18 protein-coding genes and 1 riboswitch are annotated in these 15,527 nt (G+C 72.5%); of the genes, 11 read left to right on the top strand and 7 right to left on the bottom strand.

From position 1 onward, the window contains the following. The first annotated feature begins 221 nt into the window (after positions 1-221). The 5 genes from AC5L3Z_RS05675 to tatC all read left to right on the top strand — a co-directional run bounded on the left by AC5L3Z_RS05675 (position 222) and on the right by tatC (position 4,035). Complete coding sequence (locus AC5L3Z_RS05675; protein WP_494840067.1) at positions 222-1,220, top strand: helix-turn-helix transcriptional regulator; 999 nt, start codon at positions 222-224, stop codon at positions 1,218-1,220. Then, the gene (locus AC5L3Z_RS05670) at positions 1,217-2,239 is read left to right on the top strand and encodes a helix-turn-helix transcriptional regulator (protein ID WP_494840066.1); all 1,023 of its coding nucleotides are present in this window, start codon (positions 1,217-1,219) and stop codon (positions 2,237-2,239) included. Before AC5L3Z_RS05675 ends, AC5L3Z_RS05670 begins: the two co-directional genes overlap by 4 nt. A 10-nt stretch (positions 2,240-2,249) precedes the next feature. Beyond that, complete coding sequence (locus AC5L3Z_RS05665; RefSeq protein WP_494840064.1) at positions 2,250-2,498, top strand: hypothetical protein; 249 nt, start codon at positions 2,250-2,252, stop codon at positions 2,496-2,498. Positions 2,499-2,710: 212 nt separating this feature from the next. Next, positions 2,711-3,061 carry a Sec-independent protein translocase subunit TatA gene (tatA, locus tag AC5L3Z_RS05660; protein ID WP_494840062.1) on the top strand — a complete coding sequence of 117 codons (351 nt, stop codon included), beginning with the start codon at positions 2,711-2,713 and terminating at the stop codon, positions 3,059-3,061. 20 nt (positions 3,062-3,081) lie between these two features. Beyond that, positions 3,082-4,035, top strand: coding sequence for a twin-arginine translocase subunit TatC (gene tatC, locus AC5L3Z_RS05655; RefSeq protein WP_494840061.1), 954 nt, complete (start codon positions 3,082-3,084; stop codon positions 4,033-4,035). Positions 4,036-4,172: 137 nt separating this feature from the next. Here tatC and AC5L3Z_RS05650 read toward each other — a convergent pair whose 3' ends face one another. Continuing rightward, complete coding sequence (locus AC5L3Z_RS05650) at positions 4,173-4,937, bottom strand: DUF4253 domain-containing protein (RefSeq protein ID WP_494840059.1); 765 nt, start codon at positions 4,935-4,937, stop codon at positions 4,173-4,175. A gap of 94 nt (positions 4,938-5,031) precedes the next feature. On the opposite strand from AC5L3Z_RS05650, the gene AC5L3Z_RS05645 reads away from it, so the two are divergent. Next, entirely contained in the window at positions 5,032-5,451 is a 420-nt protein-coding gene (locus AC5L3Z_RS05645) for a hypothetical protein (protein ID WP_494840057.1), read from the top strand. A 21-nt stretch (positions 5,452-5,472) separates the two neighbouring features. On the opposite strand, the gene AC5L3Z_RS05640 is transcribed toward AC5L3Z_RS05645, so the two are convergent. From AC5L3Z_RS05640 to AC5L3Z_RS05630, 3 genes are read right to left on the bottom strand one after another with little or no spacing between them, the layout of a single operon-like run. Next, complete coding sequence (locus AC5L3Z_RS05640) at positions 5,473-6,219, bottom strand: amino acid ABC transporter ATP-binding protein (protein ID WP_494840055.1); 747 nt, start codon at positions 6,217-6,219, stop codon at positions 5,473-5,475. Continuing rightward, positions 6,216-6,995, bottom strand: coding sequence for an amino acid ABC transporter permease (locus AC5L3Z_RS05635; protein WP_494840053.1), 780 nt, complete (start codon positions 6,993-6,995; stop codon positions 6,216-6,218). Before AC5L3Z_RS05635 ends, AC5L3Z_RS05640 begins: the two co-directional genes overlap by 4 nt. Before the next feature lie 43 nt (positions 6,996-7,038). Further along, positions 7,039-7,893 (bottom strand): ABC transporter substrate-binding protein, encoded by an 855-nt coding sequence (locus AC5L3Z_RS05630; protein ID WP_494840052.1) that lies wholly within the window; start codon positions 7,891-7,893, stop codon positions 7,039-7,041. Between the two features lie 283 nt (positions 7,894-8,176). Continuing rightward, a riboswitch (SAM riboswitch) is annotated at positions 8,177-8,287 on the bottom strand. A 191-nt stretch (positions 8,288-8,478) separates the two neighbouring features. Here AC5L3Z_RS05630 and AC5L3Z_RS05625 point away from each other — a divergent pair. Continuing rightward, the gene (locus tag AC5L3Z_RS05625; RefSeq protein WP_494840051.1) at positions 8,479-9,945 is read left to right on the top strand and encodes a pyridoxal phosphate-dependent decarboxylase family protein; all 1,467 of its coding nucleotides are present in this window, start codon (positions 8,479-8,481) and stop codon (positions 9,943-9,945) included. On the opposite strand, the gene AC5L3Z_RS05620 is transcribed toward AC5L3Z_RS05625, so the two are convergent. Continuing rightward, the gene (locus AC5L3Z_RS05620; protein ID WP_494840620.1) at positions 9,914-10,258 is read right to left on the bottom strand and encodes a transposase; all 345 of its coding nucleotides are present in this window, start codon (positions 10,256-10,258) and stop codon (positions 9,914-9,916) included. The genes AC5L3Z_RS05625 and AC5L3Z_RS05620 overlap by 32 nt on opposite strands. Positions 10,259-10,318: 60 nt before the next feature. Here AC5L3Z_RS05620 and AC5L3Z_RS05615 point away from each other — a divergent pair, with 60 nt between their 5' ends. After that, positions 10,319-11,590: an RNA-guided endonuclease InsQ/TnpB family protein gene (locus AC5L3Z_RS05615; RefSeq protein ID WP_494840050.1), complete on the top strand. Its 1,272-nt coding sequence runs from the start codon at positions 10,319-10,321 to the stop codon at positions 11,588-11,590. Next, positions 11,584-11,706: a hypothetical protein gene (locus tag AC5L3Z_RS05610; RefSeq protein ID WP_494840049.1), complete on the top strand. Its 123-nt coding sequence runs from the start codon at positions 11,584-11,586 to the stop codon at positions 11,704-11,706. Before AC5L3Z_RS05615 ends, AC5L3Z_RS05610 begins: the two co-directional genes overlap by 7 nt. Positions 11,707-11,881: 175 nt before the next feature. On the opposite strand, the gene AC5L3Z_RS05605 is transcribed toward AC5L3Z_RS05610, so the two are convergent. Beyond that, positions 11,882-13,111, bottom strand: coding sequence for a trypsin-like serine peptidase (locus AC5L3Z_RS05605; RefSeq protein ID WP_494840048.1), 1,230 nt, complete (start codon positions 13,109-13,111; stop codon positions 11,882-11,884). A gap of 374 nt (positions 13,112-13,485) precedes the next feature. Here AC5L3Z_RS05605 and AC5L3Z_RS05600 point away from each other — a divergent pair, with 374 nt between their 5' ends. Then, complete coding sequence (locus tag AC5L3Z_RS05600) at positions 13,486-13,635, top strand: hypothetical protein (protein ID WP_494840047.1); 150 nt, start codon at positions 13,486-13,488, stop codon at positions 13,633-13,635. 135 nt (positions 13,636-13,770) lie between these two features. Here the strand turns inward: AC5L3Z_RS05600 and AC5L3Z_RS05595 are convergent, their stop codons facing one another. After that, the gene (locus AC5L3Z_RS05595; RefSeq protein WP_494840046.1) at positions 13,771-14,760 is read right to left on the bottom strand and encodes a sigma-70 family RNA polymerase sigma factor; all 990 of its coding nucleotides are present in this window, start codon (positions 14,758-14,760) and stop codon (positions 13,771-13,773) included. Between the two features lie 104 nt (positions 14,761-14,864). Between AC5L3Z_RS05595 and AC5L3Z_RS05590 the strand changes: the two genes are divergently transcribed. Then, positions 14,865-15,494, top strand: coding sequence for a maleylpyruvate isomerase family mycothiol-dependent enzyme (locus tag AC5L3Z_RS05590; protein ID WP_494840045.1), 630 nt, complete (start codon positions 14,865-14,867; stop codon positions 15,492-15,494). Positions 15,495-15,527: the final 33 nt, after the last annotated feature.

The following is a 15,527-nucleotide window of genomic DNA, read 5'->3' as shown; positions in this document are numbered from 1 at the left end:
GGCACGCTAGCGGCGGGCGGGCCGACCGCCGCGCGCGGGTCGGGCGGCCGGCGCGCGGGTCGCCGCCGGTGGTGGAGGACCGGCGCTCAGCGGGCCGGTCGGCGGTGCGCCGGCCGGCGGAGGATCGCGGCGGAGGGGCCCGGTCGCCGCCCGGTGACGAAGCCGGCCCGCCGCGCCGCGCGGGTGCACGGGCGCGCCGGGTGGGCTGCTAGCGTTCACCTGTGTCGCGGAGCCGTACCGAACGCCTGGTCAACCTGGTGATCTGCCTGCTGTCCACGCGACGGTTCCTGACCGCCGCGCAGATCGCCGCGACCGTGCCCGGTTACGAGCACGATCCGGACGACGCCAAGGAGCACGAGGCGTTCCAGCGCAAGTTCGAGCGGGACAAGGCCGAGCTGCGTGAGCTGGGCGTGCCCCTGGAGACCGGTACGGCCAGCGTCTTCGACGCCGAGCCCGGCTACCGGATCGCCCACCGTGAGTACGCGTTGCCGGACATCCCTCTCGAACCGGACGAGGCCGCCGCGGTGGGCATCGCCGCGCGGCTCTGGCGGCACGCCGGCCTGGCCGCGGCCGCCTCCTCCGGGCTGGCCAAGCTGCGCGCCGCGGGTGTCGACGTGGACCCCCAGGCCACCCTCGGGTTGGAGCCGATGGTCACCGTCGACCCGGCGTTCGCGCCGCTGACCGCCGCCGCGCGGGACCGCCGCGAGGTCGGTTTCGACTACCGGGTGCCCGACCGGGACGCGCCGAGCCGCCGCCGCCTCCAGCCGTGGGGCGTGGTCTGCTGGCGCGGCCGCTGGTACGTGGTCGGGCACGACCTGGACCGCGAGGCCACCCGCTGCTTCCGGCTGTCCCGCGTGGTGGGCACGGTCCGGGTGACCGGCGAGCCGGGTGGGTACGCCCCGCCGGAAGGCGTCGACCTGATCAGCCACGTGGCCCGCTGGTCCGGGCCGGTCGAGCGGACCGGCCGGGCCACCGTGCTGGCCGCGCCCGGACGCGCCGCCGGCCTGCGCCGCTGGGCCGTGCGGACCCTGCCCGGCCCCGACGGCGACCGGCTGGTGCTGCCCTACGCCGATGCGGACCACCTCGCCGGCCAGCTCGTCGGGTACGGCCCGGACGTGCGGGTGCTCGACCCGCCGGAGGTACGCGACGCGGTGATCCAACGGCTCAAGGAGATCGCCGCCCGGCACGACGACCTGGCCGTGGCCGGGGGTGCCCGGTGACCCGGCCGGCCGCCCGGGGCGGCTCCCGCACCTCCGCCGACCGGCTGGCCCGGCTGCTGAACCTGGTGCCGTACCTGCTGGCCCGTCCCGGCATCGAGATCGCCGAGGCCGCCGGTGACCTCGGCGTCACCGAACGGCAGCTCCGGGAGGACCTGGAGCTGCTCTGGGTGTGCGGGCTGCCCGGGTACGGCCCGGGTGACCTGATCGACATGGCGTTCGACGGCGACCGGGTGACGATTACCTACGACGCCGGCATCGACCGTCCGCTGCGGCTCACCCCGGACGAGGCGCTCGCCCTGGTGGTGGCGCTGCGGATGCTCGCCGAGACCCCCGGGGTCGCCAACCGGGAGGCCGTCGAGCGGGCCCTGGCGAAGATCGAGAACGCGGCCGGCGACCTGGTCGGCGCGCCGGTCGAGGTCCGGCTGCCCGGCGAGACGCGCCGGGTGCGGGAGTTGCGCGCGGCCGTGGAGGGGCGCCGGGCGCTGCGGATCACCTACTACACCGCCGCCCGGGACGAGAGCACCGAGCGGACCATCGACCCGCTGCGGATGCTGATGGTCGACGGCCGGGCGTACGTGGAGGCCTGGTGCCGCCGGGCCGAGGCGGTTCGGCTGTTCCGGGCCGACCGGATCGACGCGGTCGTCGAGCTGGACGAGCCGGCCGTGGTGCCGCCGCAGGCGCGCCCGCACGACCTCACCGCCGGGGTGTTCCGGCCCTCGCCCGACCTGCCGCTGATCACCCTGCGGATCGGCCGGGGCGAGCGGTGGATCACCGAGTACTACCCGTGCGAGCGGATCGAGGTCGACGGGGACCACTGGCTGGTCTCGCTGCGGGTGACCGACCTCGGCTGGGCCCGCCGCTTCGTGCTGGGGCTCGGACCGGACGTCACCGTGGTCGCGCCGGCCGAGCTGGCCGATCAGGTACGCGCCCAGGCCGCCGCCGCGTTGGAGGCGTACGCGACGCCGGCGCCCGGCGCGGCGCCGTCGGCCGACCCGGCGGTGGCGGCGGTCACCCAGTAGGCTGACCGCCGTGGTGAAGTGGATCGTTCTCGCGGTGGTGCTGTTCGCGCTCGTCGTGCTGGCCCTGGCGGTCCGGCCGGTGCTGGCGCGGCTGCCCCGGCTGCGGCGGGCGGCGCTGGCGCTTCAGCGGCGTCAGGCCGACGCGGAGGCGCTGCGCGAGGCCGCCGAGGCGCTCTCCGAGCGGGCCGAGACGCTCCAGCGGCAGGTCGAGACCACCACCCGGCGGGTGGAGCTGATCAAGGCCAAGCGGGACAGCTGATCGACCTCGGTCGGTGGACCGCTCGCCGGCTGCGCGATCGGTGCCCCTTTCGCGCACGGACGAACGCCCTAGGTGGTTGACGGGACACGCGAGGGTGGTCGAGACTTCACCGGCCGGACGCGTCACCAGCGGACCGGCGGGTGGCAACGGCCCTCGACAGACGTACGATGGGCTGCGACCCACCCCTCGACACAGAGCGACTGGAGCTTCCCATGGGTGCCCTCAAGCCGTGGCACATCGCCGTACTCGTGGTCGTGCTGATTCTGCTCTTCGGCGCGAAGCGGCTCCCCGACGCGGCCCGCTCGCTGGGCCGCTCGCTGCGGATCATCAAGGCGGAGACCAAGAGCCTGCAGGACGACGACCGCGACCTGGCCGAGAAGGCCGACGCGCAGGCCGGCTACCAGCCGCTGCCGCCGTACGCGGGTCAGCAGCCGCCGCAGCAGCAGCAGCCCTACGGGGGGCAGCCCGCCGCCCAGCCGCAGCAGCAGTACGCCCCGCAGCAGGCTCCGCAGCAGCCGGTCGCCCCGCCGGTCGACCCGGTGCAGCGCGTCCGCGACAACTGACCTGAAGGGGCCCGAGCACCGTGGCCTTCGCGCTTCGCAAGCGCGGCCCGAGCGAGTTCGAACGGGCCGCCGACGGCTCCATGACGCTCATGGAACACGTCCGTGAGCTGCGTACCCGTCTCTTCCGCGCCTCGCTGGCGATCGTCGGCGGGCTGATCGGCGGGTTCTGGCTCGCCCAGCCGGCGTTCGACCTGCTCAAGGAGCCGTACTGCCGGTTGCCGGGCGCCACCGACGCCCTCGGCAAGTGTCAGCAGTTCCTGCTGCTCTCGCCGGCGGACGGCTTCATCCTCAAGTTGAAGCTGGCGCTCTGGATCGGTCTGATCATCGGCGCGCCGGTCTGGCTGTACCAGCTCTGGGCGTTCATCGCGCCGGGCCTGCACCGGCACGAGCGCAAGTGGGCGTACGTCTTCGTCTCCATCGCGGCGCCGTTGTTCGCCGGCGGCGCGGTGCTGGCCTACCTGGTGGTGGACAAGGGCCTGGCCTTCCTGTTGGAGGCCGGTGTCACCGGCACCTCCACCCAGCTCGAGGTCACCCGGTACATCTCGTTCGTCACCAACATGATCCTGCTGTTCGGGGTGGCGTTCGAGTTTCCGCTGATCCTGCTGATGCTCAACTTCACCGGGGTGGCCAGCGCGAAGCGTCTGCTCAGCTGGTGGCGCGCGGTGATCTTCATCTGCTTCGCCTTCGCCGCCGTCGCGACCCCGGACCCGGGCCCGTTCGGCATGACGCTGCTGGCCCTGTCCCTGTCCCTGCTCTACTTCGTCGCGGTCGGGGTGGCGTTCCTCAACGACAAGCGGCGCGGGCGGGGCAAGGAGGTCTACGCCGGCGTCGCCGACGACGAGGTGTCACCGCTGCAACTCGACGACGAACCGGTTGTGGCGACCCCGGCGGTCGAGTTCTCCGGGCCGGTCGGCGCCCCGGCGCCGGTGGCCGCGCCCGCCCCGATCGACCGGCGCTACGACGACATGACCTGACCGCGCCGGTCCCGCGCCTCCGACGCCGTCCCCGCTCACCCGGGGGCGGCGTCGTGGCGTTGCCGGGCCGGTGCGGCATCGAGCCGACGGGTGTGCGGCACCGGGACCGGGGTGTCGGCGTCACCGCCGGGAGTCGTTCAGTCCCACCAGAACGCCCAGCCGCGGGTGCCCAACAGGGCCTGCGCGTACTCGCCGAGCGTCGAGTGGTTGCCCTGCCAGACATTGTCGGGGCAGAACGCGAGGTGTTCGGCGGCCACCAGCAGCGTGTCCTCGGTGGTGATCGGGGGAGCGGCGACGCTGACGTACAGGGTGTCGGGGCCGAGCGCGACGACCCGGACGCCGAACCGGGACTGCCAGTCGCGCAGCACGGCGGTGAACCGGGCGGTGTCGTCGTCGTGGTTGAGCGGCCCGGTCCAGGCCAGGGCGGTCAGCGCGTCCGCGCCGGTGGGCGCGGGAACGAGCGCGAGGCGGGTCTCGTCGTCCCGCAGCTGATCGGCGAACCAGTCGGCGATCTCGTCGGCCGGGTCGTGATGAACCTGCGGCGGGGCGGTGCCCGGCCAGGTCGTGCCCACCGGGTCGAGAAAGCGGCGGCGGGACGAGTCGTCCTCCTCGGGCAGGAACTGGTGCCACCACCGGCTGAGCACCGTCGCCGCGTCGTGGTCGTCCGGCGACGAGATTCCCAGGTGGTCGTCGACGAACAGGGACGACGGGTCCGCGAGACCGGTGTCGGGGACGGTGAGCAGGGGCCACAGCCCGGTCTGGCGATGACCGGCCCGCCGGCGGGCCCACTGCCCGGGTCGGGCCGGCGCGGTGCTCAGCCAGTAGCGGGGGCGGTCACCGTCGGTGGGCGTGATCAGCTGGCCCTCGGGAAGGTCGGCCGGCAGTTGGCGCGTCCAGGACATGCCGGCGACTGTAGTGATCACCTGTGACGGTCCTCGGTCGACGCAATCGTCAGGTCGGCTTGACGTCAGGGCGACTTGACGACATGCTGGGGTCATGCACACACCCGACAGCATCGAACGCCAGTTCACACTCCTGACCGCCGCCGCCCGGTACGAGGAGCTGCGCGTGCGGGACGCCCTCGCGCCGGCCGGCCGGGACGGGTCCGACGCGGGCGAGCCGGACGCGGTGTCGCTGAGCGCGCCCGAGGCGCTGGAGCTGCTGGCACTCAGCGAGGTGATCGCGCGCAAGGCCGGCTACGGCCGGCAGTTGGCGGTGCGCACGGCGCGAGCCACCGGTGCCTCCTGGTCGCAGATCGGCGCGGCGTTGGGCACCAGCAAGCAGTCCGCCTGGGAAGCGCATGCCCGGTGGATCGAGGACCAGGCCGAGCAGCAGCGCCGCATCGGGGATGACGACGCCTGGGCCGAGGCCGCCCGGGACCTCGCCGGCCCGCCCGACGAGGTCCGGAACGTCTGAGGGCCGGCGGTCGACCCGGGCTCAGAGCACCTGGGACAGGAAGCGGCGCAGCCGCGGGTGCTCCGGCGCCTCGAAGACCGCGGCGGGTTCGCCGGCCTCGAGGACCACGCCGTGGTCCATGAAGGCGACGGTGTCGGCGACGGAGCGGGCGAAGCCCATCTCGTGGGTGACCACCACCATGGTCATCCCGCCCGCCGCCAGGTCCGCCATCACCCCCAGCACGCCCTTGACCAACTCCGGGTCCAGCGCGGAGGTGGCCTCGTCGAAGAGCATCACCTGCGGTTGGAGCGCCAGCGCCCGGGCGATCGCCACCCGTTGCTGCTGCCCGCCGGAGAGCTGCGCCGGCCGGGCGTCGGCCTTGGCGGCCAGCCCGACCAGCTCGAGTTGCGCCCGGGCCACCTGGACGGCCTCGTCCTCGGAGAGCTTTTTGATCTTCCGCAGCGCCAGGGTGACGTTGCGCAGCACGCTCATGTGCGGGAAGAGGTTGAACTGCTGGAACACCATGCCCACCCGCTGGCGCAGCGCGTCGGGGTCGTCGCGCAGCACGCTGCGGCCGTCCAGCAGCACGTCGCCGGAGTCCGGCTCGATCAGCCGGTTGATGGTGCGCAGCAGGGTGGACTTGCCGGAGCCGGACGGGCCGATCACGCAGGCGGTGCCGCCCCGGGCGACGTCCAGGTCGGCGCCGCGGAGCACCTTGTGCGCGCCGAAGGCCAGGTGCACGTCGCGGACACCGAGGCTGACCGAGGTGGTGGTGGCGGTGACCGTCATCGCGGGTCCTTCCGGGTCGGGTGCTTCGGTGGCAGGGCGGTCTCGCCGTCGTCCTCGGGGGGTACGGCAGCGGCGCGGCCCTGCCGCAGGCGTCGGTCGATCCAGTTCACCGCGTGGGTGAGCGGCACCGTCAGCGCCAGGTAGAACAGACCGGCCAACAGCAGCGCGGACTGGTTCCCGGTGTTCGCCGCGTAGTCCTGCCCGATCCGGAACAGTTCCCGCTGACTGGCCAGGAGTCCGAGGAAGTAGACCAGGCTGGAGTCCTTGATCAGGGCGATCAGCTGGTTGACCCAGGCGGGCAGCACCCGGCGTACGCCCTGCGGGACGATCACCAGGCGCATCGCCTCGCCCCAGGAGAAGCCGAGCGCCCGGGCCCCTTCCAGCTGGGCGGCCTCCACGCTCTGGATACCGGCGCGGAAGATCTCACCGATGTAGGCGGCGGCGATCAGCGACAGCGCCAGGATGCCCAGCGGGTACGGGTTGGGTCCCCACAGCCGCATGCCCAGCGGCGCCAGGCCGACGCCGATCAGCAGGATGGTCGCCGCGGCCGGCAGGCCCCGGAAGATGTCCGTGTAGACCCGGGCCGGCCAGCGCAACCACCGGGTACGGGAGATGCCGGCGATGGCCAGCAGCATCCCGAACACCGAGCCGAGCAGGGCGGCGGTGACCGCCAGGATCAAGGTGTTGGGCAACCCGACGGTCAGCATCTCGGGCAGCGCCTCGCGCATCGAGTCGCCGTCGAAGAAGGTTTCCCACAGCGTGCTCCACGTGTCCATCAGGCCATCACCGTCCGCCCCGCTCGCTGGTCATCCGTACCGGTCAGGAGGCGGCCGACGCCGACGGCGCGGCCACCGTGCCGCTGCCCGGGGTGAAGTCCGCCGGGATCGGCCGGCCCGGGTAGTACCGCGCCTGGAGCTTCGTCCAGGTGCCGTCGGCGATGACCTCGTCGAGGCCCTTGTTCAGCGCCTCGCGCAGCTTGTCGTCGCCCTTGGCGAACGCGTACGCGGTCGGGGCGGGGCTGAGCTCCTTGGCCGCCACCTTGATCTTGCCGTTGCTGTCGGCGGCCGACTTCTCGCCGATCTCGGCCGGGGCGATCCACGCGTCCGCGGTGCCGGCCTTGAGCTGGTTGATCGCGGCGTTGTAGTCGGGCACCCGCACCGGGTCCAGACCCTTGCCGGTGGCGTAGTCGTCCTGCACCGTGCCCTGCACGACCACGACCCGCTTGCCGGCGAGCTGGTCGAAGCCGCTGATCGGGGAGCCGGCGGGCACGTCGAGGCCGAAGTAGCCGAAGTCGTAGCCGTTGCCGAAGTCGACGGTCTTCTTCCGCGCCTCGGTGATGGTGATCGAGGAGCTGCCCACGTCGAACTTGCCGTTGTTGACCTGGGACAGCAGCGCGGAGAAGTCGGTGCCGACGAACTCCACCTTCAGGCCGGCCTTCGCGGCGACCGCGGTGAGCAGGTCGTTGTCGAAGCCGGTGAACCGGCCGTCCTTGAGGTACACGTTCGGCGGCGCGTCGGTGAGCGTGCCGGCGCGCAGCACACCCGGCTGGAGCAGGCCGTACGGGTTGGCGGCGGTCGGGGCGGAGTCGTCGGCGCAGGCGGTCAGCGTGGTGGCGGCCAGCACGGCGGCGGCGCCCAGGGCGGCCACCTTGGACAGGGCAGGAAGGAATCGCACAGGTGTCTCCGGGTTGATCGGCGGCGGGCGCGCGGGCACGCCGGGAGACGGCGCGCCCGCGCAGGGGGCGCACCGCTGAAGTGGTACGGGGAAGAGGGTTCGGTTACCGCGTGGCGGGGCGGCGACAGCCGTCGCTGCAGACCCGCATCAGGTCGACGTGCCGCCGCCGGACCAGCGCGACGCCGGTCGGTCGCCCGGACGACGCCTCGGGGGCGCCCACGACGGGCGGAGCGGGACGATGAGCAGACATGGTTCTCCCTCGGCCGGAAATGACCTGGGAACCAGGCCACGCTTGCACCGACGACTACCGGTGCCTGGTCCTCACCCGGAGCACCCCACCGTGGAGGAGGGTTGCCGGCCAGCGAGCCGGGGCTTGACGCTGGCGCTCATGACCTGGACAGAAGGCTAGCAGCAACCCCGGCCGGATCGTCCAGCCGTTATGACGGCCCTCACGTCCGCCCCTTACCCGGCCGGACGGGGGAGGTCCACGACGACGGAATTGGCCGCCGCGCGGTGGCGCACCGGGATGCCAGGGTGGGATGCCGTGCGCCGCCGGCGTCCGGTCGCCCAGCCGAGGAGGACCCGATGACCGATCCGCTGCGGGACACCGGCGGGGACGACGCGCTGCGCCAGGTGTACGAGGCGGCCGGGCCGTACCTGTCGTCGCTGGCGGACCGCCCGGTGCTCGATCCCGCCAGCCTGGCGCTGCTGGGCCAGCTGTGGGAGCCGGCCGCCGGCGGGCCGCTGCCCGAGCACGGCGACGGCGCGGCGGCCGCGCTGGACCGGCTGCTGCGCGTCGGCACGGCCGCCGCCACCGGATCGGCCGGTCCGCGCTTCTTCCACTTCGTCGTCGGCGGGGTCACCCCGGCTGCCCTCGCGGCCGACTGGACGGCCGCGCTGCTCGACCAGAACGCCGCGTTCCGCGCCTCCTCACGGCTGGCCAGCGAGGTGGAGACCATCGCGCTGACCTGGCTGCGGGAGCTGTTCGGGCTGCCCACCACCTTCGGTGGCGCACTGGTCGCCAGCGCCACCTTCGCCAACGTCACCGGCCTGGCCGCCGCCACCCACTGGTGGGGCGAACGGCACGGCGTGGACGTCGCCGCCGACGGGCTGGCCGGGCTGCCCCGCATGCCCGTGCTCTCCGGCGGCTACCTGCACCCCAGCGACCGCAAGGCGTTGCAGCTGCTCGGGCACGGCCGTGACGCCGTCGAGGTGCACTCCCGCGACGCGGCCGGCCGGGTCGACCTGGCGGCCCTGGACCGGCGCCTCGGCGAACTCGCCGCCCCCGCCGTGGTGATCGCCATCGCCGGTGAGGTGGACACCGGGGACTTCGACCCGGTGGCGGAACTGGCCGACATCGCCGAACGGCACGGCGCCTGGCTGCACGTCGACGGCGCGTTCGGGATCTTCGCCGCGCTGTCGCCGCGGACCGCCGGGCTGGTCGCCGGCATGGAGCGCGCCGACTCGATCGCCGGGGACGGACACAAGTGGCTCAACGTGCCGTACGAGAGCGGCTTCGCCTTCCTGCGGGACCCGGCGCGTCTGCCGGCGGCGTTCGGCATGCCCGGGGCGGCGTACCTGCCCGGGCAGGGCAGCGCCCTGCCGACGCCGGGGGAGGGCGCGGACTACGCCCTGCTCGGCCCGGAGTCGTCCCGCCGGGCCCGGTCGCTGCCGATCTGGGCCACCCTGGCCGCGTACGGCCGGCAGGGGTATCGGACCATGGTGGAGCGTCACCTGGACCTGGCCCAGCGCCTGGCCGGCCGGGTGGACGAGGCGCCCGAGCTGGAGCGGCTGGCCGAGGTGCCGCTCTGCGTGGTCTGTTTCCGCGCCCGCCCCGCCGGTCTGGCCGAGGAGGCGCTCGACGAGGTCAACCGGCGGCTCGGCGCGGCGCTGCTCGCCGACGGCCGGGTCTACGTCGGCACCACCATCCACGCCGGACGGGTCGCGCTGCGACCGGCGATCGTCAACTGGCGTACCACCGAGGCCGACGTGGACCTGCTGGTCGACGTGGTCCGGGAACTCACCGCGAAGGTGGTCGCCGAACTGGGCTGAGAACGGTGCATCCGCCGGGCGGAGTCGGTGCGAAGCAATTGGTCGTGACGACAGTCACGGATCTGGACGCACCGACGAAGGGTTCGCCGCGATGACACGCCTTTGAGGCTTTGACGAGCTTCGTCAGGGCAACCTTCGGTGGGAAGCTGATCAGCAGATGGACGTGCTGGCCTTCACCGTTGCGCTCAACCAGTTCGCACTCGAAGTCGGCGCGCATCGCCGGCATGATTTCCTCCGGGCGGGTCAGGTGCCGGTCGCTGGACACCTTTGTGTCGGAACTTCGCCACGAAGACCAGGTAGGCGTCGGAGACATGGTGCCTGCCGGTCCGGATGCCCTCAGTCTCACCCATAGACCAATGGTAATTTGTCCGGTGTGCAGCTCCGGTACAACTACCGCGTCTACCCGACGCCCGCGCAGCAGGAGGCGCTGGCGCGGGCGTTCGGGTGTGCGCGGGTGGTGTTCAACGACGGGCTGCGCGCACGCCGGCAGGCCCATGAGGCGGGCGAGCCCTACCTGTCCGACGGTGAGCTGTCGAAGCGGCTGATTACCGAGGCGAAGAAGGCGCCCGAACGGGCATGGCTTGGCGAGGTGTCGGCAGTTGTTCTCCAGCAGGCCCTCGCGGACCTGAGCATCGCGTACCGGAACTTCTTCGCCTCGGTTAGCGGCCAGCGCAAGGGTCGCAAGGTGGCCCCACCCCGGTTCCGGTCTCGCAAGGACAACCGGCAGGCCATCCGGTTCACGAAGAACTCCCGGTTCAAGGTGCTGGACAACGGACGGTTGCGGCTGCCGAAGGTCGGCGACCTGAACGTGCGTTGGTCGCGCAGTCTTCCGGCGGATCCGTCGTCGGTGACGGTGATCAAGGACGCGGCGGGCCGGTACTTCGCCTCGTTCGTCGTGCAGGCGGCCGACGAGCCCTTGCCGCCTGTCGAGTCCGAGGTAGGTATCGACCTGGGGCTGACCCACTTCGCGGTCCTATCCAACGGCAGGAAGATCGCGGCACCGAAGTTCCTGTGCCGGGCGGCCCGCAAACTGCGCCGGCTGCAGCAGCACCTGTCCCGCAAGCAGCGGGGCAGCAACAATCGCAAGAAAGCCGTCAGCAGACTCGCTCGTGCGCACGCTCGGGTAACCCACACGCGGCGGGATTGGCAGCACAAGCTCTCGACACGGATCATCCGCGACAACCAAGCGGTGTACGTCGAGGACCTGTGCGTGACCGGTCTCGGCCGCACCCGACTGGCGAAGTCCGTGCACGACGCCGGCTGGGCGTCGTTCACGGCGATGTTGGAGTACAAGGCCGCACGGTACGGGCGCACCTTCGCCAGGATCGACCGGTTCGCGCCCACGTCCCGGACGTGCTCGGCGTGTGGCCGGCTCGACGGACCCAAGCCGCTGAACGTCCGGTCGTGGACCTGCCCCTGCGGCGCGGTGCATGACCGGGACGTCAACGCGGCGATCAACGTGCTCGCCCAGGGACGCTGGGAGAGCCTAAACGCCTGTGGAGCGCAGGTAAGACCGGCACCCGTGCCGGCACCGCGCCGAGAAGCAGGAATCCACCCGGACGCCGCGCGGTCCACGCGCAGCGCGGAGGGAACCTCCGTCCTTGAGGGCGGGGAGAACGTCAATGGTTCCACAAGCAGGTGCTGATCGACGTCGACACCGACGACCGCAACCCGCGGGTTGCGGCGTACGACATCAACAAGGGCAACCGGCAGATCGCTCACGCGGTCGACCGGGTCCTGCGCCCGATCGACCTGCCCTGACCCGGCACTGACGCCACGGCGCCCGGCTGCTGCCGGGCGCCGTGCGCGTCGAGGTGTGGAGGCAGGCGGCTCTTCGCGCCGTCCACAGCTCAGCGGCGAGTGCCGGCGGGCCACGGAGGCGGGCGAGGGGCCGCCGGAGCGCGAGGCGCGCTCCGGCGGCCCCTCGTCGTGCTCGTCAGCCGTTGTCGATCAGGCTGGCGATCTCGTTGTAGATCAGGTGTGCCTTCGCGCCCTGGTTCGACGGGCAGCCGCCGAGATGGTGCAGGGCGACAACCCGGTGGTTGGCGTTGAGTACCGGCGAGCCTGAGTTGCCGCCAGAGGTGTCACAGCTGTAGCTGATGTTCCAGGTGTTGTAGTTCGCGTTTCGCACGGTGCACGTCGTGCCACCCTGGGTGTTCTCGTAGATCGACAGCCGCTTGGGGCTGCCGTCGCCGTGCCCCGGGATGTAGATCCGCGTGCCGGTGGTGGTGGCGGTCGTTGCCAGGTACAGCGTGCCGAACCCTTGGATGCTGGTGAAGTTGTTCACCGAGTACAGGGTGTAGTCGAGTTCGCCCGAGCCGCCGGTGCTCACCTTGTAGAGGGTCGCGCCGCTCACCTTGGTGCCGGGACCGGGGTTCGCGCCGCCGCAGGTGGCGCACTGGTAGTTGAACTGCATCTCGCTACCGCTGACGGTGGACTGCGTCGACATGCAGTGCTTGTTCGTCAGCATGCGGTTCGAGTTGCCGACCCGCCAGGTGGTGCAGAGCCCACCGCCACTGATCAGCAGCCGCGCGACCGCCGTGCCGCGGGCGTACTCGTTGGGGTGGCTGTTCTGGTAGCAGACCACGTCGCGGCGGGCGTCGGTGCTGCAGACGGACTGCGTGGAGAGGTTGTGCTGGGTGATCTCCATGCGGTCGTAGCCGCGCCAGAACCGGTCGATGGTGGCGGCGTTGCGACGGGAGGCGCGGTTGCTGTGCAGCGTCACCACGGCGGTGTCACCCTCCACCGACATGGCCCAGAAGCCCGGCCGCCCGTCGGTGGTGTAGTCGGAGCCGGTCGCCCGGTCCAGGTGGCGGTCGTACCGGTAGCTCTCCTCGCCGTCAGGGCTCGACACGGTGACGTAGTCGCCCTGGGCCAGCCGCAGTGAGCTGAAGTGCACCTTGACGTACGCGGCACCGGGATGCCGGATGATCTGCGTCCGGCCGTCCCGGGCGTAGGACAGCGAGCCTTCGACGGTGCGGAGTTCGCCCACTGTGGGGATGCCCTCCGCCGAGAACTGGTCCGACTCGGGTGCCCGTGCGGAGTGTGGTGCGACAGGTTGACCTGAGTACGCCTCGGCGGCGGGTGCCGACAGCAGGCTCAGCCCAAGTGTGCAGGCGCCGAGCGTGACCGCCGCCGTTCGCAGGCGGCGCAGGGGTCGTTTCATCGTCGCTCCTCCCCAGGAACCAGCACCTGGACGTGCTTTCAGCCTTCATACCCGAAGGCAGCAATACATGCAAGTATGTCTATGTGATGCTCACCCGGACGATCACGCCCCTCGCCGAGGTGGAGGACGCCCGGGCCCGCTCCGACGCCAGGGGAAGCGGCACACCCCGGCCACCTCGCCCTTTGCCTTGTTCATCCCTCCGAGCGAGGTAAGAGGAGCAGGGTTGGAGGTACTGCGACGGGCGGCTGATCGACCACTGCGGCTCCACGCAGAAACACGCCACCGGCCGGCCGAGGCAGGCGTTCACCCTGGACAGCGACGGCGGGCACAGCCACGAGGTCTACGGCGTACCCCAGGACAAGTCGTCCACCCCGGTGGCCGGATCACGCCGGGCCATCTGGAACGACGGCGGCGGGAACACCGGCTCTGCCGGCTCACACCAGCACTTCATCACCTCCGGCGGGGACGCGGAGACGCGTCCGGACAACGCGTACGTCAACTTCATCATCCGCTACCGCACGTGACAGCCCGGCTCTCGCAGGCAGCTGAGCCGGCGCATCGAGCCGCAGGTGGCTGTCGAGGCCCGCGGCGAGCGTGTGCCAGGAGTTCTCCAGGCGCGCCACGATCATGGTGCCGTGGGCGGCATCGCCACCGGAGCGTCACACCGCCGGCACCGGGTCGGTGGAGCGGGTCGGCGGGCCGAACAGCGGCAGCAGCCGGTCCGCGTCGAGGTAGGTGGTGATCCCGCATACCTGCCGGCCGGACAGCTCCAGGATGACCAGCCCGAACGGCCGGTGGATGCCGTCGGGACCCGGCCGGGTCTGCCAGAACGCCGGTGACCCGTTCGCCGCGGTGGGCACCAGCCGCGACCCCGCGCACGAGGCCGCCGGATCGGACAGGGCCTGCGCGATCCGCTCACGGCCCCGCAGCCACCAGCGGAACGGCGGCATCGACATGGTGGCGTCCGCGTGGAGCAGGGCCACCAGGGACGGCACGTCATGGCGCTCGAAGGCGGAGCAGTAGCGGGTCAGCAGCTCGCGCTGGGCCGCCTCGGTGGGCGGGGACGCCTCCCCGGGCGTCGGGCCGACCGCCCGCAGGGTGGACCGGGCCCGCTGCAACGCGCTGTTCACCGACGCGACGCTGGCCTCCAGCAGACACGCCACCTCGTCAGCCCGCCAGCAGAGCACGTCGCGCAGGATCAGCACGGCCCGTTGCCGGGGCGGCAGGTGTTGCAGAGCGGCGACGAACGCCAGCCGGATCGTCTCGCGTCGCAGCGCCACCTCCGCCGGGTCGCCGTACCCGGGCAGCACCCGGTCGTCCGGGACCGGCTGGACCCAGAGGTGTTCCGGCGCCGGCGCGCCGATGGCCGCACCGCTCTCCGCGGCGGGGCCGAGGTCCATCGCCCGCGCCCGGCGTTGCGGGCTGCGCAGCATGTCCAGGCAGACGTTCGTCGCGATGCGGTAGACCCAGGTCCGCAGCGACCCGCGCGCCGGGTCGTGACGGTCCGACGCGCGCCAGGCCCGGGTGAACGTCTCCTGCACGGCGTCCTCGGCCTCGAAGCCGGAGCCGAGCATCCGGTAGCAGAAGCCGGTCAGCTCGGTGCGCAGCATCTCCACCGGGACGTCGTGGCCGGCCGGTCTCTCCCGCACCCGCCGACCATACGCCCGCCCAGCGATGAGTTCTCCGCCTCCGGTCCGTATCCCCTCCGAGGACCCCGTGGACGGGGTCGCGGACCGGACGGAAGGAACCCCGGATGACCGACGACGAGCTCCGCGCCGCGGTGGCGGCGGAACGGACGGAACAGGCCGAGCTGCTGGCGGCGTTGCCGCCGGAGCGGTGGGACGCGCCGACGCTCTGTGACGGGTGGCGGGTGCGGGAGGTGATCGCCCACACCACGATGCCGTTCCGGACCTCGCTCGGGCGGACGCTGGTGGAGCTGGCCAGGGCGCGCGGGAACGTCAACCGGATGGCCGACCGCACCGCCCGCCGCGACGCCGCCGCACTGTCGGCCGGGCAGTTGCTCGCGGCGGTGCGGGAGAACATCGGCCACCGGTGGACGCCGCCGGGTGGAGGTGTCCACGGGGCGCTGTCGCACGACGTCATCCACGGCCTCGACATCACCGTCGGTCTCGGGCTGGACCGCCGCGTCCCACCGGAACGGGTCGCCACGGTGCTGGCCGGCATGTCGCCCCGGAACGTCGCGTTCTTCGGTACGGACCTGACCGGCGTCCAGCTCCGGGCGACCGACCTGGACTGGAGCCACGGCGAGGGCGTACCCGTGCGGGGTCTCGCCCAGGATCTGCTGCTGGTGATCTGCGGGCGCCGGCTCCCGCCTGGCCGGCTCGACGGCCCGGCGGCGACCCGTTTCACCCGACCGGGATGACGCCGGGTGCCGTGGCGGAGAAGGGCGGGCGCC

It is taken from the genome of Micromonospora sp. LZ37, assembly GCF_059359015.1.
The sequence above is the reverse complement of the archived record's forward strand: the minus strand, read 5'-3'. Positions and strand labels throughout refer to the sequence as shown.

Bases quoted from the DNA above. Each gene is read 5' to 3' on its own strand.
- tatA (WP_494840062.1), top strand. From the start codon at position 2,711: ATGGGTGCCCTCAAGCCGTGGCACATCGCCGTACTCGTGGTCGTGCTG.
- AC5L3Z_RS05650 (WP_494840059.1), bottom strand. From the start codon at position 4,937: ATGTCCTGGACGCGCCAACTGCCGGCCGACCTTCCCGAGGGCCAGCTG.
- AC5L3Z_RS05645 (WP_494840057.1), top strand. From the start codon at position 5,032: ATGCACACACCCGACAGCATCGAACGCCAGTTCACACTCCTGACCGCC.
- AC5L3Z_RS05640 (WP_494840055.1), bottom strand. From the start codon at position 6,219: ATGACGGTCACCGCCACCACCACCTCGGTCAGCCTCGGTGTCCGCGAC.
- AC5L3Z_RS05635 (WP_494840053.1), bottom strand. From the start codon at position 6,995: ATGGACACGTGGAGCACGCTGTGGGAAACCTTCTTCGACGGCGACTCG.
- AC5L3Z_RS05625 (WP_494840051.1), top strand. From the start codon at position 8,479: ATGACCGATCCGCTGCGGGACACCGGCGGGGACGACGCGCTGCGCCAG.
- AC5L3Z_RS05620 (WP_494840620.1), bottom strand. From the start codon at position 10,258: ATGTCTCCGACGCCTACCTGGTCTTCGTGGCGAAGTTCCGACACAAAG.
- AC5L3Z_RS05605 (WP_494840048.1), bottom strand. From the start codon at position 13,111: ATGAAACGACCCCTGCGCCGCCTGCGAACGGCGGCGGTCACGCTCGGC.
- AC5L3Z_RS05590 (WP_494840045.1), top strand. From the start codon at position 14,865: ATGACCGACGACGAGCTCCGCGCCGCGGTGGCGGCGGAACGGACGGAA.